The organism is Massilia sp. Leaf139, assembly GCF_001424165.1.
In the GTDB taxonomy this organism is placed as follows: Bacteria; Pseudomonadota; Gammaproteobacteria; order Burkholderiales; family Burkholderiaceae_D; genus Telluria.
The window spans coordinates 66,548-83,928 of the sequence record NZ_LMOJ01000028.1; the positions used below are offsets into that span (position 1 = coordinate 66,548).

The 17,381-nt window shown below is 67.5% G+C and carries 17 protein-coding genes; 12 read left to right on the plus strand and 5 right to left on the minus strand.

Annotated features, from left to right (window positions below; genetic code table 11):
- Window positions 1-54 precede the first annotated feature (54 nt).
- The 4 genes from ASF77_RS23020 (at window position 55) to ASF77_RS23035 (ending at window position 2,941) form a co-directional block, all read left to right on the plus strand.
- A complete protein-coding gene (locus ASF77_RS23020; RefSeq protein ID WP_056345466.1) occupies window positions 55-309 on the plus strand; it encodes a hypothetical protein in 255 nt (84 codons plus the stop codon).
- Between the two features lie 127 nt (window positions 310-436).
- Window positions 437-799: a hypothetical protein gene (locus tag ASF77_RS23025; RefSeq protein WP_156649002.1), complete on the plus strand. Its 363-nt coding sequence runs from the start codon at window positions 437-439 to the stop codon at window positions 797-799.
- A gap of 156 nt (window positions 800-955) precedes the next feature.
- The gene (locus tag ASF77_RS23030) at window positions 956-1,963 is read left to right on the plus strand and encodes an HDOD domain-containing protein (protein ID WP_082494033.1); all 1,008 of its coding nucleotides are present in this window, start codon (window positions 956-958) and stop codon (window positions 1,961-1,963) included.
- Window positions 1,964-2,941: a 5'-nucleotidase gene (locus ASF77_RS23035; RefSeq protein ID WP_056345475.1), complete on the plus strand. Its 978-nt coding sequence runs from the start codon at window positions 1,964-1,966 to the stop codon at window positions 2,939-2,941. It abuts the gene before it with no gap.
- Here the strand turns inward: ASF77_RS23035 and ASF77_RS23040 are convergent.
- Genes ASF77_RS23040 through ASF77_RS23055 form a run of 4 tightly spaced genes read right to left on the minus strand, consistent with a single transcriptional unit; the run spans window position 2,938 to window position 5,750 of the window.
- Window positions 2,938-3,696 carry a hypothetical protein gene (locus ASF77_RS23040; protein ID WP_056345479.1) on the minus strand — a complete coding sequence of 253 codons (759 nt, stop codon included), beginning with the start codon at window positions 3,694-3,696 and terminating at the stop codon, window positions 2,938-2,940. The genes ASF77_RS23035 and ASF77_RS23040 overlap by 4 nt on opposite strands.
- A 6-nt stretch (window positions 3,697-3,702) precedes the next feature.
- The gene (locus tag ASF77_RS23045) at window positions 3,703-4,365 is read right to left on the minus strand and encodes an SGNH/GDSL hydrolase family protein (RefSeq protein ID WP_082494035.1); all 663 of its coding nucleotides are present in this window, start codon (window positions 4,363-4,365) and stop codon (window positions 3,703-3,705) included.
- A 21-nt stretch (window positions 4,366-4,386) separates the two neighbouring features.
- Window positions 4,387-5,142 carry a hypothetical protein gene (locus tag ASF77_RS23050; RefSeq protein WP_056345482.1) on the minus strand — a complete coding sequence of 252 codons (756 nt, stop codon included), beginning with the start codon at window positions 5,140-5,142 and terminating at the stop codon, window positions 4,387-4,389.
- 35 nt (window positions 5,143-5,177) lie between these two features.
- Entirely contained in the window at window positions 5,178-5,750 is a 573-nt protein-coding gene (locus tag ASF77_RS23055; protein WP_056345485.1) for a hypothetical protein, read from the minus strand.
- Between the two features lie 218 nt (window positions 5,751-5,968).
- Here ASF77_RS23055 and ASF77_RS23060 point away from each other — a divergent pair, with 218 nt between their 5' ends.
- The 3 genes from ASF77_RS23060 (at window position 5,969) to ASF77_RS23070 (ending at window position 8,790) form a co-directional block, all read left to right on the plus strand.
- Complete coding sequence (locus tag ASF77_RS23060) at window positions 5,969-7,405, plus strand: hypothetical protein (RefSeq protein WP_056345488.1); 1,437 nt, start codon at window positions 5,969-5,971, stop codon at window positions 7,403-7,405.
- Window positions 7,406-7,592: 187 nt separating this feature from the next.
- Window positions 7,593-7,910 carry a hypothetical protein gene (locus ASF77_RS23065; protein ID WP_156649003.1) on the plus strand — a complete coding sequence of 106 codons (318 nt, stop codon included), beginning with the start codon at window positions 7,593-7,595 and terminating at the stop codon, window positions 7,908-7,910.
- 148 nt (window positions 7,911-8,058) lie between these two features.
- Window positions 8,059-8,790, plus strand: a complete 732-nt coding sequence (locus ASF77_RS23070; protein WP_056345492.1) for a DNA-binding protein — start codon at window positions 8,059-8,061, stop codon at window positions 8,788-8,790.
- Window positions 8,791-8,832: 42 nt separating this feature from the next.
- Here the strand turns inward: ASF77_RS23070 and ASF77_RS23075 are convergent, their stop codons facing one another.
- Window positions 8,833-9,300 carry an Lrp/AsnC family transcriptional regulator gene (locus ASF77_RS23075; RefSeq protein ID WP_056345495.1) on the minus strand — a complete coding sequence of 156 codons (468 nt, stop codon included), beginning with the start codon at window positions 9,298-9,300 and terminating at the stop codon, window positions 8,833-8,835.
- Between the two features lie 296 nt (window positions 9,301-9,596).
- Between ASF77_RS23075 and ASF77_RS23080 the strand changes: the two genes are divergently transcribed.
- The 5 genes from ASF77_RS23080 (at window position 9,597) to ASF77_RS23100 (ending at window position 17,211) form a co-directional block, all read left to right on the plus strand.
- Window positions 9,597-10,460 (plus strand): DMT family transporter, encoded by an 864-nt coding sequence (locus ASF77_RS23080; RefSeq protein WP_056345498.1) that lies wholly within the window; start codon window positions 9,597-9,599, stop codon window positions 10,458-10,460.
- Between the two features lie 94 nt (window positions 10,461-10,554).
- On the plus strand, window positions 10,555-14,001 hold the full coding sequence (gene mfd / locus ASF77_RS23085; protein WP_056345502.1) for a transcription-repair coupling factor: 3,447 nt from the start codon (window positions 10,555-10,557) through the stop codon (window positions 13,999-14,001).
- 20 nt (window positions 14,002-14,021) lie between these two features.
- Entirely contained in the window at window positions 14,022-14,867 is an 846-nt protein-coding gene (gene serB / locus ASF77_RS23090) for a phosphoserine phosphatase SerB (RefSeq protein WP_056345503.1), read from the plus strand.
- Between the two features lie 264 nt (window positions 14,868-15,131).
- Window positions 15,132-16,430 carry an SGNH/GDSL hydrolase family protein gene (locus tag ASF77_RS23095; protein WP_082494038.1) on the plus strand — a complete coding sequence of 433 codons (1,299 nt, stop codon included), beginning with the start codon at window positions 15,132-15,134 and terminating at the stop codon, window positions 16,428-16,430.
- Between the two features lie 361 nt (window positions 16,431-16,791).
- The gene (locus tag ASF77_RS23100) at window positions 16,792-17,211 is read left to right on the plus strand and encodes a hypothetical protein (RefSeq protein WP_056345509.1); all 420 of its coding nucleotides are present in this window, start codon (window positions 16,792-16,794) and stop codon (window positions 17,209-17,211) included.
- The last annotated feature ends 170 nt before the right edge of the window (window positions 17,212-17,381 follow it).

The window sequence follows — 17,381 nt, forward strand, 5'->3', positions numbered from 1 at the left end:
GCGCCCCGCGCGCGTCGCATCATGGAAACCTCTGATCAATACGGGAGATCGAACATGAAGCACACCATCACCGCATTGCTGCTGGCCGCCGGACTGGCCCTGGCCGGCTGCGCGAACACCTCCAGCGACACCATGGACAGCAGCGTCTCGGGCAGCAGCAGCGGCTCGATGACAAGCGGCAGCACCGGCAGCGCCGGCGCCACCAGCACCTCGGGCACGACCGGCGGCGTGGACGCCGCGAATGCCGACGTCAAGGGTTCCACCAGCGCCACCGGCGCCACGCCCGCCAATACAGGCGACCGCCGCTAAAGTTCCCTTCACGATTCTTCATTAACTGTCCGGTATCTCCTACATGCGCTCTCGCTGTCTTCCTATAGCGATTGCTCCAGTGCGCTCGCATGATGAAGATCTCGACAATCCACGGAGGGTAAACAAGATGAAAAGTACCGTACTGAGCGTTATCGCCGCCGCAGCCATGGGCCTGAGCCTGGCCGCCTGCCAGTCGACCGGCACCACCGACACCTCGTCGGGTACCAGCACCTCGGGCACCTCCGGCAGCGGCTCGGGCATGACCGAACGCGGCAACCCGACCACCGGCGTCACCGGCAGCACGCCGACCACCGGTTCGAGCGGCACCTCGAGCAGCTCGGGCGCCTGGGGTACGGGCGCATCGGGCACCACCGGCACCACCGGCAGCACCAACTCGATGGGGACGAGCGGCGCCACCGGCACTTCGACCACGCCACCGGCCGGCGCGACCACCACGCCACCAACCGGCAGCAGCGGCACCGGCCGTTGATCGCGTTCCAGGCGGTACGCTTCCCCTGCGTGCCGTTGGGCCGGCCGGTCGGCCGGCCCGCTGTTTTTCTCCAAGGACGACCGCGTCCATCATTCCCTCATCCATAAACTTGTCAGGTAGAATCGGACTTTCTCCCAAGGCCGAGGCTTCCCGACGATGAAACACTGGCTTGCGCGCTGGTTCGGCGGCGCCTCGAAGCAGGTTCCTTCCGCGCCGCCCGCGGCGAGGGCTGCACGCCCACTCCCGTCGGCACCCGCGGTCCCGTCCACGCCCGCAGCCGACACGCCTGGCGACCGTGCCGAGGTCGACGCCGCCTTTTTCCACATGCTGGCCGGCAGTGCCGCCGCCGACGCCCCGGAAGCCACCGAACGCCTGATCCTCGACGAACTCGCGCGCCTGGCCGTGGCGCCCGAACGGGCCGCCGCGCTGGTGCCGCGCGTGCCGGCCGTGATCCCCGCGCTGCTGCGCAGCCTGCGCGACGAGGGCGTCTCGAACGCCGACCTGTCGCGCGTGGTCGCCCAGGACGTGGTGCTGGTGGCCGAAGTCGTGCGCGAAGCGAACAGCCCCTTCTACCGGCCTCCTTCGCCGGTCAGGAATATCGAAGGCGCCCTCATGCTGCTCGGCCAGAACGGCCTGCGCATGCTGCTGGCGCGGGTGGCTTTCCGGCCCGTGATCGGCATGCAGTCGGGGCGCTTCGCCAAGCGGGTGGCGCCCCAGGTCTGGGCGCAGTCCGAGAAATGCGCGCTCGCCGCCGCCACCCTCGCGCCCCATGCCGGCGCCCAGCCCTTCGAGGCCTACCTGGCCGGCCTGGTCGGGAACGTCGGTCTGGTGGTCGCCTTTCGCGTGGTCGATCAGGTCTATGACGAAGACCTACTGCCGCGCTCGGACGCCTTCCGCACCGCCCTGTTCGCGCATGCACGCCGCCTGGCTGCGGGAATCGCGCGCGAATGGGCCTTGCCCGAGGCGGCGGCCGGCGCCATCGCCGACGCCGGCCAGTTGGACGCCGGCGCGCTGGCGCAGGTGCTGGACAATGCCGACCTGCTCGCGAAGCTGCGCCTGCTGGTGGACGCCGGCGCGCTCGCCTTCGACGACCCGCTGGTGGGGCGCATCGTCACGCCGCGCCTGCGCCCCTGTTTCGATCTCTTGCTGCCACAGGAAGCCTGAATGCCATTTCAAATCGAAGACAAACTCGTGATCGGGATCGCCTCGAGCGCCCTGTTCGACCTGTCCGCCTCGCACCAGGTCTATCTCGACAAGGGCCCGGAAGAATACCGGGTCTACCAGGAACGGCACCTCGACACCATCCTCGGCAAGGGCGTGGCCTTTCCCTTCATCCGCCGCGTCCTGAACATCAACCGCTGCTTCCCGCAGGAGTCGCCGGTCGAGGTGGTGCTGTTTTCGCGGAATTCGCCGGAGACGGGGCTGCGGGTACTGCGCTCGATTGCGCATTACGGACTCGACATCTCGCGCGCCGCCTTCATGACCGGCAAGTCGCCCTATTCCTACCTGCCCGCCTTTAATGCCTCGCTGTTCCTGAGCGCGAACGAGGAAGACGTCAAAAGCGCCATCGCCGTGAATTACCCGGCCGGGCTGGTGCTGCCCTCGCAGATCGACGACGGCGACGAGGATCTGGAACTGCGCGTCGCCTTCGACTTCGACGGCGTACTGGCCGACGACGAATCGGAAACCGTCTTCAAGCGCGACGGCCTCGATCGCTTCCACGCCCACGAAACCCTGCACATGGAACGTCCGCACAGCCCCGGGCCGCTGGCCAGCCTGTTCCAGAAGCTGGCGATGCTGCAGCGCCTGGAAGAACGCGCAGCGCGCCGCGATCCGGGCTACCGCCGCATCGTGCGCATCGCCATCATCACGGCGCGCAGCGCACCCTCGCACGAGCGCGTGGTGACGACCCTGAAAAGCTGGGGCGTCTCGGCCGACGAGACCTTCTTCCTGGGCGGGATGGACAAGACGCGCGTGCTGGCCGTGTTCCGGCCGCACATTTTCTTCGACGACCAGCTGACCCACTTGCGCGCCGCGCCGGGCGGGACGATCCCGATGGTGCACGTGCCCTTCGGGATCGCGAACCGGGAATCGGCGGCGCCAGCCCACACAGCGGCAAGCGAGACGCTCGCGCCCGACTAGGTAGATTTGCCCGATCCAGGCGGCCGGCGAAACGACCACTTGTCGAAGCCGTGCTGGGCGATCCGGTCTTTCTCGCTCAGCACCAGCGGCGGCGGCGCGGCCTCGGCCACGGTGCCCGACACGTACATCTCAATCTCCTGGAAGGCGAGCGTCGCATCGAAGACCTGGCCGAAGCCGAGCGGCCCCAGCGTATCGTCGACGACGACCCGGTAGGCGCCGCCCGGATAGATCCCTTTCGCTTGAGCGCCGCTGCCAATCCAGTAGCGTTCGCCCGCTTCGAAACAGGTGAGGATGACGATGCCCTCTCCGATCAGGAACTGATTTAGTTCAAGCGTCCCCTGCGCCGCCAGCCAGGCCTGCGCAAACCTGTCGGACGCCGCCCGCCGGCGCCGTTCGGGCGCACTCGCCGCAGCGATCCTGTCCTGTCCAGCCCAGGCTTCGAGCTCGTCCCAGCCGTAGAACAGGCGCACCTCGCTGTCCGCTGCCTCGCCGCGGCGCGTGTGGCGTGCGTGGATGCCGCGATGGAGCTTGCCGCAAAACGCGACCAGGAAGGGGGCGAGTTCGATCGATCCGCGGCGCGTCTCGACCGGCGCGCACGGCCAGGCGCGTGAGACCTCCCGCATCAGGACATGCAGCGTGTCCGGCATGGGGGCCAGTTCGCGGCGCGTGCGCAGGTACTGGATGGCATCGTCCTGGCCCGGGGCCAGGGCCAGGCTGCGGTCGTAGTAGTCGCGCGCTGTCGACAGGATGCGCATCGGGGCCTACTTCTTCGGGAAGCCCGTCGCCGCGCCGTACAGCACCGCGTTCGGCGCCGCCGGGTGGTGGGTGCCGACCAGTTCCGCGATCGCCGCTGCGATGCGGGCGCCGCCCTGTGCCGAGGGTTCGATCGGCGACACCGGCGCGTAGTCGGCCGGATCGCTGCAGACCACGCGCAGATCGAGCACGGGCATCCGGCGCAGCGTGGCTTCGCGCACGATGACGTCGTTGAACACCGCCAGCGCCGTGCGCAGGCCGGGCGCCAGGCCAGGCACGCTGTCGTAAATGGTCGCCACGGCGGTGGGCTTGCCGTGCGCCAGCACGGTGTCGAGCATGCGCCGGTAGTCGCGCTGGAAATCCGCCTGCCAGCTTGCCAGCAGTTCGGTTGCCGCCAGCACCGTCGGTACCGGACGCCCCATCTCATTGAGCAGGCCGAGGACGTCGTTGCCGCCGCAGCTGACCAGCAGCCAGGTCGCCGGCGTATCCAGATAGCCCAGGCGCGCGACCTGGCGCGCGACGTCGGCCAGCACATCGCCGTCACGCGCCAGCAAGGAGACCTGGTGGCGCGGCCCCAGACGCGAGCGCAGTTGCGACAGCACTTCGCTGCCGGCGCTGACATAGGGCGCGTTATCGAAGATCGAGTCGCCCAGCAAGACGATGTGTTCCATGCTGTCCCTTGTTTGCGATGTTCAGGCCGCGACGGCGTCGTCGGCCGGCCCGCGCGGGATGCCCATCCTAGCCAGCAGCTCCGCAGCCGCTCCGTACTGCGGGCCGATGCGGCCGCGCGCGACCGGATGCGGCAGCAGCAGGAACACGGTATCGGCATTGCGCGCGATGCGCGGGTAGGCCTCGCCTGCGAAGGGCGCGCCGCAGATTGCTTCCCACTGCGCCTGGTAGCCGGTGCCATAGAATACGACAGCCTGCGGCGTGTGTTGGAAAATCAGCTGACGAATCGCCGCGATGCGCTGCGGCTGCACGTGCGCGTGGTAGGCGGCCTGGGTCTGCAGGTACGGCATCGCGTCCGCATTCGTCCACTCTGCATAAGGCCAGGCGTTCAGGGCCGGTTTCGGCAGGGGCATGAGTTCGAGCAGGGCCGTGCCGCTGCCGGCCTGGCCGAAGGCATCGATCTGGTAGCGGCGCAGCGCTTCGATGTCGACGCTTGCCGCACCTTGCAGCATCAGCATGACGCGCATGAGTTCCTTCCAGGTGCGCTGCACGGGCGCGCCTTCCACGTGGCGGGTGTGGTCGCCAAAGGCAAGGTGGAAGGCCTGCAGGTCGGCCAGCGGCGGTTGCCCCTGCGCGGCCCAGGTCGCGAGGCGGCTGGCGATCTCTTCCTCGCTGGCGCCGCCGCCCTCTTCCATGCCGATGAACCAGATGGGCGCGGCGAGATCGCCATAACCGAAAAACTCCGCGCAAAAGCGCGTCAGGGCTGCATTGTCGAGCATGTTCGAACCTATAAAGTGGGGTTGCGGCTGTTCGTTCAGATGCGGAACAGGCGGTAAGTATTCTCGGGGGCGATCTCGAAGAAGAACTCGCCGTCGGCGGCCGCACGATCCGACCAGAGCGTGACCTGCGCTGCTGCCGCGCGTGCGAGCGCGTCGAGTGCCGGGTCGGCGTCCATGGCCGCCCGCAGCTCCTGCTTGCCGATCCCGGGCAGGAACAGCGGCGCCAGAGCGAGCTTGTCGGCCAGGGAATCGTCGGCCCGGCGGCCCAGCAGCCGGTTCACTTCGCGCTGCAGGTTGGCGACGTCGCCATGCAGGCGCGCGTCGGCCACCGACAGCTGGATCATCGGCGGCGCGGCGTCGAACTCCAGGCGGCAGACCAGGTAGTTGTCGCGCTCCGGCCCCGCGGCGCAGGCGTTCTGCAAGGCCAGCTCCGGCGTCGGGCTTGCATATACCGCGTGGCGGCGCGAAGGCAGCCCGTCGGGACGGGCCAGCTCCCACAGGTTATCGACGAGATAGGGGATATTCGCCGGCAGGCGGCGTCCGGCATGGCGCTGTTTGGTCTGGCCCTCGACATGGTCTTGTTTCGGCACTGCGCGGTAGATCGGCATCGGGAATCCGTGGAAAAATCAGCCCGCCAGAATACCGGAAATTAGTTGCCGTGAAGCACTTTGTGGTTGCAATACGACGAAGCGTGCGGTTAGCCGGGTTAACGTTGCCCCTTCAATATGGAGCGCTGCCGGCCGCGCGCGATACTGGCTGAGCTGACAGCTTGTCCGGCGCGCCCGATGCTGCTAGCGTGGTGTTTTCCACGCACCGGGAGCATTTCATGGACTCACTGAAACGGCAGGACATCGAAGACGCCGAAGAATCGCCCGCCATCCCATCCGCCCTGCTCGACTTCGAGGCCGTGCGGCCCGGCGACGTGCTCCTGACCCGCGGCGACTCGCTGATGTCGGAGGGGATCGTGACCGTGACGGGCGGGCGCTTCTCGCATGCGGCCTTGTGGCTGCCCGTATCGGGTTCCGACTTCGATCCCGGCTTCGGCCTCGACGGCGTGATCCTGGCCGAGGCCGACGGCCTGGGCGTGGGCTTCACGCCGATGGTGCCGCGCGCCTTCGAGAACCCCGCCACCTTCTCGACCCTGCTCGCGTATGCCCTGCCCGGGAACCCGCGCGCCTACAAGCTGCTGCGCCATCCGGGCATCGCCGCCCTGCCGCGCGAACGGCTGCAGGCGGCCAGCCAGTCGCTGCAGGATGCGCACTTCAGCCGCGCCTATTCGCGCCTGCGGCGCCTGGTCGACGCCTCCGGCCTGCCTGCAGCCGCCCTGCCGGCCGCGCGTGGCGTCATGGGTCTGATCGACGGCCTGCGCAAGACGCGCGGCGAACCCGGTTCCTTCTGTTCGGAGCTGGTCGCGCTCTACTACGCTGAACTCGGCCTGCCGCTGTTCGCCGACAGCCGCGCGCCCGCGAATGTCTCGCCGAACGACCTCGATGCGGGCGACTGCCTGCTGGAGGAAGTGCCGGATGCCTTCGCCGACCTGCAGCAGCTCGGCGCGGGCTGGCGCGAGCGCGGTTCGCCCGCGCCGATGCTCGACCGCGGCGGCCTGCTGTCGGTGGCCATCGGCCAGAAGAGCGCCGCGGCGGCGCTCGGCCGCTTCGCCGACGCGCTGAGCGAGCCGGCCGATGCGATGGCGCAAGCGACCATGACGAGCATGCGCACGCTGCAGCGCGGCCTGGAAGCGGCGCTGGGAGAAGCACAGCGCCAGTACACGGCCATGGACGACCTCCAGGGCGTGCAGCGCATCCAGGGCTTCGCGCTGCAGGCCAGGATGCTGGCGCACCTGCTCGACGCTATCGGTGCCGAGGACGCGCGCCAGCGTGGCGCCGGCCTGCCGGAGCACGCACTGGCGCAGTGGCGCCTGGCCAACAGCGAACTGATGCTGCACTGCCAGACCCTGCTCGGCGCGCTCCAGCATGCGCACCTGCGCGAACGGCTGCTGTTCGCGATGCGCCTGATGCGGGCGCAGCGGCGCGCGGGCGGCGGCTCGATCCTGAAGCGGCGGCGCCTGGCGCGCGAACGCAAGTCGCTGATGCGCCAATGGCTGCGCCGGCGCGGCGAGCGCGGCGACTCGGCGCGCATGCTGCATGCGCTGCGCACCCCGGCCGTGGACGGCGCCGTACTCGACCATATCGAACACGTCGTCTGCCTGACCCTGCAGGCCGCGCAGGCGGAGCTGGACGACGCAGGGATTGTTTTAATCTGATCGCAGCTGGTGCGCCCCGATCCCGACTTCAGCACCCAGGCGGCGGGGGTGGCGCCGAATTGCCAGAGCGTGGTCACCGAATGGCGGGTCAGGCGTCCCGGCAAGCGTAACAGCGCCGTGGATCCATCCAGCGCATGCGAGCTGATGCGCATCGACAAACCCGATCCTTCGCATAAGGGCGGCGCGATTGCCTTCGGCAGCGACCAGATGCTCTACATCGCGCTGGGCAACGGCGGCGGCGCTGCGCGACCGCTATGTGTTCGGCGATTATTCCAGCCGGACGAGCGACTCCCCACAGGGCAGCCTGTTCGTGATCGGCAGGAACCTGCGCACCGAGCAGCTGGTCGCGGCCAACCGCAACCCCTTCGACCTGGCCCTGCTCGGCAATACCGGCGTGGTCATGAAGCTGGTGCGCAGCCGTTGGGGGCGCGATCTTCGAAGCGGTATTGTCGGGTTGGGAATGGTGCCTGTGCCGGCATCGGTGCCGGCCTCGGTGCCAGCTTGATAATGACACCTTATTACTTTGAGGCAATAACACCACAACCGGAGGCGGATTCAGCAGGCATACGAGGGGCGCGAGGCCGCGGGAACGCCGCCGCGCAGGGGCGCCGGGTATCATACGGAACCAGTCAACAGCCCTCCTTTTTCGCCCCATGACCACGCAATCTTCACGCCAGGACATCACCTTCGACGACGTCGCCGCAGCCGCAGCCGGCTTGCGCGATGCCGGCAATGCCGTCACGCTCGAAGCCCTCGTCGATGCGCTCGACGCCGGCTCTCCGACGGCGGTTGCCCGCCACTTGCTCGCCTGGCGCGCCGAACATGAACCGGTACCCGAGCCGGCGCCGGCCGTCCTGCCGCCCGCCCTGGCCGCCGAGCTGGCGAAGTGGGCGCAGCAGCACGCCGAAGAAGCCGGCCTCGGTGCGCGCGCGGCCCTCGGCCGCTACGAGGCCGAGCTCGAGGCTGCCCTCGGCGAGAGCGAGCGCCTGGAGGCCGAGATCGACAGTGCGGCCGCTGCCCGCGACGCCGCCCAGGCCGCGGCCGAGGAGCGCAGTGAGGAAATCGAACGCCTGACGGCCGAGTTGCGTAATGCGCGCCAGATCGCGATGGACGCCCTGGTCGGCAAGGCCAAGGACCAGCTGGCGATCGACGGCAAGGACGCCCAGCTGGCCGACCTGCGCGCCCAGCTCGAGCGCAGCGTGGCCAGCTCGTCGGCGCAATCGGATGCGCGCCTCGCCGCCGAAATGGAACTGGTCGGCGCCACCACCGCGCGCGACAGCCTGGCGCAAGAGGTCAAGGATCTGCAGGCGCAGCTGGCCACGGCGAAGAGCGACCGCGGGGCCATGCGCATGGAACTGGATGCGTTGAAGAAGAAGGCGAAGTAGCAGAGTTGCCGCGATTCGAAGAGCTGCAAAGGCGCTGGCGTCCTACGGCGTCACCGACACCGTCCGCTTCAGGCAGCGCAGGGTGAACGTCGAGCGCGTGTGCTTCACACCCGGCAGCTTGTACAGCTTCTGGCGCAGGAAGCGCTCGTAGCCTTCCGTGCCCGACACCGCCACCTTGATCAGGTAATCGTATTCGCCCGAGAGCAAATACGCTTCCATCACTTCCGGCAGGTCGGCCAGCGCGTCCGAGAAGGCCTGGAAGATCTCGTCGTCGTGGCGGTCGACCGTGACTTCGATGATCACCGTGTCCGGCAAACCCAGCGTGCGCTGGTCGAGCACGGCGACATAGCCGCTGATATGACCGGCCTCTTCCAGCGCGCGCACCCGGTGCCAGCAAGGCGTGGGCGAGAGGTTCACGGTCTCGGCCAGCTTCTGGTTACTGATGCGCCCGTCGCGGCTCAGCGTGCGCAGGATCTTCCTGTCGATCTCGTCGAGTACGCCTTCCTTCATACAGCTCCTCCTGTCTATACCAATGCGTATGGATAATTCTTCTTCATTTTAGTCCATAGAGAGAAGAACCATCCATGCCTGCACCTAATCCGCCGGGTGAACGAAAGAAAATTTTTTGTGCGCCGCAGTAAAATCCTGGTTCGCCATCTTCGCTGGAGAAACAAGCGGATTCTCACTATCCGGACAGCCCTTCTCCCGCAACGCAGCAATCGGAATTCGGAGTTTTTGTGTCAGAAGCAGTTTCACGCGCAGGATCGGGCTACCGGGATGATTCCCTCAATGCCGAACTGCCGCTCATGTTGATCACCCCCGCCCTGTTCGCCGCCAACCTGCTGGTCGCACGCTGGGCTGAGAGCGCAGCGCTGCCGCCGCTGTTCCTCGCCTTCGGGCGCTGGGCGCTCGCCTTTGCGATCCTGCTGCCGGCCGTCGGCCCGCGCCTGTGGGCGCTGCGCCACGTGATCATGGCGAACTTCCCGCGCCTGATCCTGCTGGCCGGCCTCGGCATGGGCCTGGCCGTCGGGCCTCAGTACATCGGCGCGCGCCAGACCAGTGCGGCCAACATCGCCATCATCTTCGCCGCCTGTCCGGCGCTGGTGATGCTGCTCGAAACCCTGATCTGGAAGGCGCCACTGCCGCGCAAGCAGGCCGGCGGCATGCTGCTGGCCGTGCTCGGCGTGCTGGTCGTGCTGACCAAGGGCGACGTGGCGGCCCTGGGCGGCCTCGCCTTCGGCACGGGCGACCTGTGGGTGGTGCTGGCCGCCTGCGGCTGGGCCTTGTACACGGTGCTGGGCAAACGCCTGCCGCTGCCGCACCTGCCGAGCACCGTCAAACTGGCCGCGCTGATCGGCGGCGGCGCGCTGGTGCTGGCGCCGTTCGCGGTGCTCGAAGCCTCGCTCGGGAACGTCGCCAATTTCAACGATCCGCGCCTGTACTTCGCGCTGGCCTTCCTGGCCGTCGTGCCCAGCCTGGGCGCCTACTTCTGCTTCGACCGCCTTGTGGCGATCGCCGGCCCGGCGCGCGCCAGCCTGTCGGTCTACCTGATCCCGCTGTTCGCGACCCTGGCCGCCTGGCCGCTGCTGGGCGAAGCGCCGCGCCTCTACCACGCGGCCGGTTTCGGCATCATCCTCGGTGGCGTGCTGCTGGCCGCACGGGGTCGCTGAGCGCCGCTGAGCCACGCACCGCGTGCGGGGCGTGGCCGTGTGGGTTCGTCTATAATGAACGACCCAACGGCCAGAATCCAGAGCGCACGTCTGCATGCCTTTCGACCTCAAAAAGCACCTCCCGAAACCCGGTACCCGTTTCGTCCTGCCCGCCCTGGCGGGTTCGTCCGACGCCTATGCGCTGGCGGTCGCCGGCCTTGCCTTCAAAGCTGAAAAACGCATCCTGACCGTCGTCGTGGCCAATGCCAGCGACGGCCAGCGCCTGCTCGACGAAATCGCCTGGTTCGCCGACGGCAAGCTAGCCTGCCACCTGCTGCCGGACTGGGAAACCCTGCCCTACGACGCCTTCTCGCCGCACCAGGATCTGGTGTCCGAGCGCCTGGCGACGCTGCACGAGATCCGCAACGGCCAGTGCGACGTGCTGGTGGTGCCGGCGACGACCGCGCTGGTGCGCCTGGCGCCGCCATCTTTCCTGGCCGCGTACACCTTCTTCTTCCGCCAGGGCGAGCACCTCGACGAAGCGAAGCTGAAGGCCCAGCTGACCCTGGCCGGCTACTCGCACGTGTCGCAGGTGATGTCGCCCGGCGAATACTCGGTGCGCGGCGGCCTGATCGACCTGTTCCCGATGGGCTCGGCCCTGCCCTACCGCCTCGACCTGTTCGGCGACGAGATCGAGACCATCCGCACGTTTGACGCCGACACCCAGCGTTCGCTGTATCCGGTGCGCGAAGTGCGCCTGCTGCCGGGCCGCGAATTCCCGATGGACGAAGCGGCGCGCACGAGCTTCCGCAGCCGCTGGCGCGAGCGCTTCGAAGGCGACCCGTCGAGGTCTCCGGTGTACAAGGACATCGGCAGCGGCATCGCCTCGGCCGGCATCGAATACTACCTGCCGCTGTTCTTCGAAGAGACGGCGACCCTGTTCGATTACCTGCCCGAGGACAGCCCGCTGGCCCTGGTGGGCGACATCGACGCGGCCATCGCGCGCTTCTGGACGGACACCGAATCGCGCTACCGCTTCCTGAAGAGCGACCGCGAACGCCCGCTGCTGGAGCCGCGCGAACTGTTCCTGTCGAGCGAGCAGTTCTTCACCTGCGCCAAGCCGCACGGGCGCTGGAACATCGCGCGCGACGCCAATGCGCCGGCCTCCGAGCTGTCGGCGCCGATTCCCGACGTCGCCGTCAACCGCCGCCTGGAAGACCCGCTGGCGCCGCTGCGCGCATTCATCGCCCGTACCGGCTGCCGCGTGATGATCTGCGCGGAGTCGAACGGCCGCCGCGAGACCCTGCAGCAGTACTTCAACGAATACCATTTCGACGTCACGCCGGTCGAAGGCTTCGAAGGCATGCGCGCCAGCGATGCCAAACTGGCGCTGGGCGTGGCGCCGCTGCAGGCCGGCTTCGAGCTGCTGGAAGAATCGAGCGGCTGCATCGCCTTCATCACCGAGACCGAGCTGTATGCCGGCTCGGGCCGGCGCGCCGGCAAGAAGAAGCAGGAAGCCTCCAGCCAGGTCGAGTCGATGGTGCGCGACCTGTCGGAGCTGAAGATCGGCGACCCGGTGGTGCACATCAATCACGGCATCGGCCGGTACATGGGCCTGATCTCGATGGACTTGGGCGAAGGCGAGATGGAGTTCCTGCATCTCGAGTACGCCAAGGACACCAAGCTGTATGTGCCAGTCTCGCAGCTGCACGTGATTTCGCGCTACTCCGGCACCTCGCCCGAAGACGCACCGCTGCACTCGCTCGGCTCCGGCCAGTGGGACAAGGCGAAACGCAAGGCCGCCGAGCAGGTGCGCGACACCGCGGCCGAACTGCTCAACCTGTACGCGCGGCGCGCGGCGCGCACCGGCCACTCCTTCGAATATTCCGCCACCGACTACGAGAATTTCGCCCAGAGCTTCGGCTTCGACGAGACGCCGGATCAGGCCGAAGCGATCGCCAACGTCATCAAGGACATGACCTCGGGCCGGCCGATGGATCGCCTGGTCTGCGGCGACGTCGGCTTCGGCAAGACCGAGGTCGCCCTGCGCGCCGCCTTCATCGCCGTCATGGGCGGCAAGCAGGTCGCCATCCTGGCGCCGACCACGCTGCTGGCCGAGCAGCACGCGCAAACCTTCGCCGACCGCTTCGCCGACTGGCCGGTGAAGATCGCCGAGCTCTCGCGCTTCCGTACCGGGAAGGAGATCAACAACGCGATCAAGGGCATGGCCGACGGCACGCTCGACATCGTGATCGGCACCCACAAACTGCTGTCGCCGGATGTGAAGTTCACGCGCCTGGGGCTGGTCATCATCGACGAGGAACACCGCTTCGGCGTGCGCCAGAAAGAGGCGCTGAAAGCCCTGCGCGCCGAAGTCGACGTGCTGACCCTGACCGCGACGCCGATTCCGCGCACGCTGGGCATGGCTTTAGAGGGCCTGCGCGACTTTTCCATCATCGCCACCGCGCCGCAAAAGCGCCTGGCGATCAAGACCTTCGTTCGCAGCGAGGACGGCTCCGTCATCCGCGAGGCCTGCCTGCGCGAGCTGAAACGCGGCGGCCAGATCTACTTCCTGCACAACGAAGTCGACACCATCGAGAACCGCCTGTCGATGCTGAGGGAACTCTTGCCGGAAGCGCGCATCGGCGTCGCCCACGGCCAGATGCACGAGCGCGACCTGGAAAAGGTGATGCGCGATTTCGTGGCCCAGCGCTTCAACATCCTGCTGTGCACGACCATCATCGAGACCGGCATCGATGTGCCGACCGCGAACACGATCATCATGCACCGCGCCGACAAGTTCGGCCTCGCCCAGCTGCACCAGCTGCGCGGGCGCGTCGGCCGTTCGCACCACCAGGCCTATGCCTATCTGCTGGTGAACGACGTGTCGAACCTGACCAAGCAGGCGCAGCGCCGGCTCGATGCGATCCAGGCGATGGAGGAACTGGGCAGCGGCTTCTATCTCGCCATGCACGACCTCGAGATTCGCGGCGCCGGCGAAGTGCTGGGCGAGAACCAGTCCGGCGAGATGCTGGAGATCGGCTTCCAGCTGTATTCCGACATGCTCAACGAGGCGGTGCGCGCGCTCAAGGCCGGCAAGGAGCCGGACCTGGCGGCGCCGCTGTCCTCGACCACCGAGATCAACCTGCACGTCCCGGCCCTGCTGCCGGCCGACTTCTGCGGCGACGTCCATGAGCGCCTGTCGATCTACAAACGCCTGGCCAATTGCGAAAGCCAGGGCAAGATCGACGACATGCAGGAAGAGCTGATCGACCGCTTCGGCAAGCTGCCCGAGCAGGTCAAGGCGCTGATCGAAACGCACCGCCTGCGCATCGCGGCCAAGACCGTCGGCATCGTCAAGATCGACGCCCACGGCGAGGCCGCCAACCTGCAGTTCATGGAGAAGCCGCCGATCGACCCGATCAAGATCATCACCCTGATCCAGAAGAACCGCCACATCAAGCTGGCCGGCCAGGACAAGCTGCGCATCACGGCCGCCATGCCCGACCTGGCGGCGCGCGTGCTGCAGGTGAAGCAAACGATCAAGCAACTGCTGGCATGAGCGAAGATGGGAACAAGGGAATGAACCTGATATTACAAGGGCCGCACGCGGCGGCCGACGACCTGCATGCGCTGGCCGCCCTGGCGGGTGCCGAACGTATTTCCCCGCTCTCCCCGGCCGCTCTGCGCGCGGAAGGCGTCGCCGCCACGCCGGACGTCGTCGCGGCCGTGCAGGCGGCCGCGCTGGCCGCGCAGGTGGACGCGACCTTCATCGCGCCCGGACGCACGCTGGCCGATTTTTCCCTGGTGGCGATGGACATGGATTCGACCCTGATCACGATCGAATGCATCGACGAGATCGCGGACATGCAGGGGTTGAAGGCGCAGGTCTCGGAGATCACGGAAGCGGCCATGCGCGGCGAACTCGATTTCGCCGCCAGCCTGACGCGCCGCGTCGCCCTGCTCGCCGGTCTGGAAGCGGCGGCGCTCGAACGCGTCTACGAAGAACGCCTGCGCCTGTCGCCGGGGGCCGAGCGCATGCTCGCCGCGGTGCAGGCGGCCGGATTGAAAACGCTGCTGGTGTCGGGCGGCTTCACCTTCTTCACCGACCGCCTGAATACCCGCCTGGGCCTCGACTACACGCACGCCAACGTGCTCGAAGTCGAGGACGGCCGCCTGACCGGACGCGTGGTGGGCGGCATCGTCGATGCCGAGGAAAAGATGCGCACCGTGCAGCGCGTCTGCGCCGAGCTGGGCGTGCCGACTGCGCGGGCGATCGTGATGGGCGACGGCGCCAACGACCTCAAGATGATGTCCGTGGGCGGGCTGTCGGTCGCCTTCCGCGCCAAGCCGGTGGTGCGGACGCAGGCGGATGTGGCGCTCAATTTCAGCGGGCTGGATGGGGTGCTGGCGGTGCTGGCGACTTGAATACCACCATCGTATGCAGCAGGCCATAGGGTGGGCGGGAGACCCGCCCACCCTATATCCAACCGCAAGCAATCGCGCCATGATCTCGCGGACTCGCACTTGATGCCCCACGCGCATTGAATCAAACAAACAATTGCTGAACCGCAAGCGAATTCTCATCAATATCTGCGCAAACGCAAACCCTCTAATGTGCATCCCTTGAGTCGACCGCCCTCCCAGGGCTAGATTGGATTGATATTCAATTCCTTCCCTGGAGCGTCGATCATGAAACAGGTTTTACCGGCCGCGTCAGCCGATGGGGCCCCACGCCGTCGCCATTTCCTGAAGGCGGGCCCCTTGCTGGCAGCCTCGCTCGCGGTGCCGGCCTTGCCGGTGCGCGCCCAGACGGGCGGCGGCATCCGCTGGTGCGGCACCTGGGGCGCGGCCCCGGCCGGGCCGCCGCCGTCGGGCAGCATCCAGACCTATGCGAGCCAGACCCTGCGCCTGATCGTGCGCACCAGCATCGGCGGCAGCCGGGTGCGCATCCGCGTGTCCAACGAGATGGGATCGGCGCCGCTGCGCATCGGCCGCGCCAGCATCGCCCTCCGTTCCAGCGGCGCGGCCGTGAACCAGTCCAGCCTGCGCGAATTGCGCTTCGGCGGCGCGACCTCGGTGACGATTCCGGCGCGGGCGCCGGCCGTCTCCGACCCGCTCGACTTCGTCGTGCCGGCCCAGGCCGACCTGGCGATCAGCCTGTATCTGTCCGGCAGTGTGCAAGGCACGACGCTGCACAACGCGGCGCTGCAGATCAGCTATGTGTCGCCCGGCGGCGACTATACCTCCAGCGTCTCGATGCCGGTCTCGCGCACGCTGTCGTCCTGGCCCTTCCTCACCGAGGTCGACGTGAATACCGCCGTGCCTTGCCTGGTGGCCCTGGGCGACTCGATCACCGACGGCCAGGGCAGCACCAGCAACGCCAACCGGCGCTGGCCCGACTACCTGGCGCGGCGCCTGCAATCCTCCCTGGGCAGCGCCGGGCGCATCGGCGTCGTCAACCGGGGGATCAGCGGCAACTCCATGCTCACCGACTACCCGAATGCCCTGCTCGCCGGTTATGCCACGCTCGAGCGCTTCGACCGCGACGTGCTGGCCACCAGCGGCGTGCGCTACCTCATTACGCTCATCGGCATCAATGACATCTGCTATAGCTCTGGCTCGAACCCGATCCCGGCCGACGAGCTCATCGCCGGCTACCGCCAGCTGATCTCGCGCGCCCAGGCGCGGGACATCACCATCATCGGGGCGACGCTGCCGCCCTTCGAGGGCTTCGTCTACTACACGACGGCGCGCGAACGGGTGCGGCGCGCCGTCAACGACTGGATGCGCGCCAGCGGTGAATTCGACGCCTTGCTCGACGTCGAGGCGGCCCTGCGCGACCCGGCGCGGCCGACGCGCGTCCTGGCTGCCTACGACAGTGGCGACCATCTGCACCCGAGCGACGCCGGCTACCAGGCGATCGCCAATGCCGTGCCGCTGGCGCCTTTCCTGTCCACGAATACCACTGCCGCCGAAGAGACCAGCTAAGCTGCGCCGGGATGTAGGGTGGGCGCCCTGTGCCCACGCGTAAGGGCTGCACCGTGTTGGCGTGGTCTTTCTTAGACTAAGAGCGCCTAACAAAACCGTCAGGGCAAGGCGCAGCGCCGAAGACAGTACGAGGGTACGGCGAGGCGGTGCAACGCGGCCATGGCGGCGGTCGCAAAGCGAGCGTCGCTTTGTTTTGTCAGGCGCTCTAAAGCCAATGCGGTGCGGCGTTCATGCGTGGGCACGGGGCGCCCACCCTACGCATCCTTGCCCGATCGTTTCGGTATGCCAGGTGTAACAAGCTGTAATTCCGCACCAAACATGGACAGGAGCAAATTATCATGGGGTCATCAGGAGAACCGCCATGAAAAAACTCATTCTTGTTCTTGCGTCGCTGGCCACGCTGGCTGGCTGCGCCACGCCAGGCCCCGGCCCGGCGAATTACGGCTCGCGCGCCTACGCCCAGCCGGCCGATCCGAACGGCTGGCAGGTCGTCTCGGTGACCCCGGTACCGCTCGGTACCGGCGAGCGTGCCGGCGATGCCGGCGTCGTCACCAGCTCCAATGTGGCCGTCAATCCGGCCCCGGTCGTCCCTGGCCGGCCGGTCTACGGTGCCGCGCCGCCGTATGGACAGACGGTGTATGGGCCGCCGATCTATGCGCCGGCGCCCGTGATCGTGCAGGATCCGTACTGGTATCCGCCGGTCTCGATCGGCCTGGGCTTCAGCTTCGGCAAGAGCTGGGGCGGACACCGCTATCACCACCGCGGCTACCGCCGCCGCTGAGCCGTAAGCGGCATGGCAGCGGCGTCATCGCCCTGCCGCAAACATGCAACAAAACAGGAAGGCCGCACATGTGCGGCCTTTTTTAATGTGCGCTTTATACGCGTGTTTCCTTACCGTTTTCTTACGTTTTATTATCTGTTGTACATGGTGCAATGCGTCATAGCAATCGT

Excerpts from the sequence above, each read along its gene's own strand:
- ASF77_RS23075 (WP_056345495.1), bottom strand. The coding sequence starts at position 9,300 with ATGAAGGAAGGCGTACTCGACGAGATCGACAGGAAGATCCTGCGCACG.
- ASF77_RS23035 (WP_056345475.1), top strand. The coding sequence starts at position 1,964 with ATGCCATTTCAAATCGAAGACAAACTCGTGATCGGGATCGCCTCGAGC.
- mfd (WP_056345502.1), top strand. The coding sequence starts at position 10,555 with ATGCCTTTCGACCTCAAAAAGCACCTCCCGAAACCCGGTACCCGTTTC.
- ASF77_RS23030 (WP_082494033.1), top strand. The coding sequence starts at position 956 with ATGAAACACTGGCTTGCGCGCTGGTTCGGCGGCGCCTCGAAGCAGGTT.
- ASF77_RS23070 (WP_056345492.1), top strand. The coding sequence starts at position 8,059 with ATGACCACGCAATCTTCACGCCAGGACATCACCTTCGACGACGTCGCC.
- ASF77_RS23095 (WP_082494038.1), top strand. The coding sequence starts at position 15,132 with ATGAAACAGGTTTTACCGGCCGCGTCAGCCGATGGGGCCCCACGCCGT.
- serB (WP_056345503.1), top strand. The coding sequence starts at position 14,022 with ATGAACCTGATATTACAAGGGCCGCACGCGGCGGCCGACGACCTGCAT.
- ASF77_RS23055 (WP_056345485.1), bottom strand. The coding sequence starts at position 5,750 with ATGCCGATCTACCGCGCAGTGCCGAAACAAGACCATGTCGAGGGCCAG.
- ASF77_RS23100 (WP_056345509.1), top strand. The coding sequence starts at position 16,792 with ATGAAAAAACTCATTCTTGTTCTTGCGTCGCTGGCCACGCTGGCTGGC.
- ASF77_RS23080 (WP_056345498.1), top strand. The coding sequence starts at position 9,597 with ATGTTGATCACCCCCGCCCTGTTCGCCGCCAACCTGCTGGTCGCACGC.
- ASF77_RS23050 (WP_056345482.1), bottom strand. The coding sequence starts at position 5,142 with ATGCTCGACAATGCAGCCCTGACGCGCTTTTGCGCGGAGTTTTTCGGT.
- ASF77_RS23045 (WP_082494035.1), bottom strand. The coding sequence starts at position 4,365 with ATGGAACACATCGTCTTGCTGGGCGACTCGATCTTCGATAACGCGCCC.
- ASF77_RS23040 (WP_056345479.1), bottom strand. The coding sequence starts at position 3,696 with ATGCGCATCCTGTCGACAGCGCGCGACTACTACGACCGCAGCCTGGCC.
- ASF77_RS23025 (WP_156649002.1), top strand. The coding sequence starts at position 437 with ATGAAAAGTACCGTACTGAGCGTTATCGCCGCCGCAGCCATGGGCCTG.
- ASF77_RS23020 (WP_056345466.1), top strand. The coding sequence starts at position 55 with ATGAAGCACACCATCACCGCATTGCTGCTGGCCGCCGGACTGGCCCTG.
- ASF77_RS23060 (WP_056345488.1), top strand. The coding sequence starts at position 5,969 with ATGGACTCACTGAAACGGCAGGACATCGAAGACGCCGAAGAATCGCCC.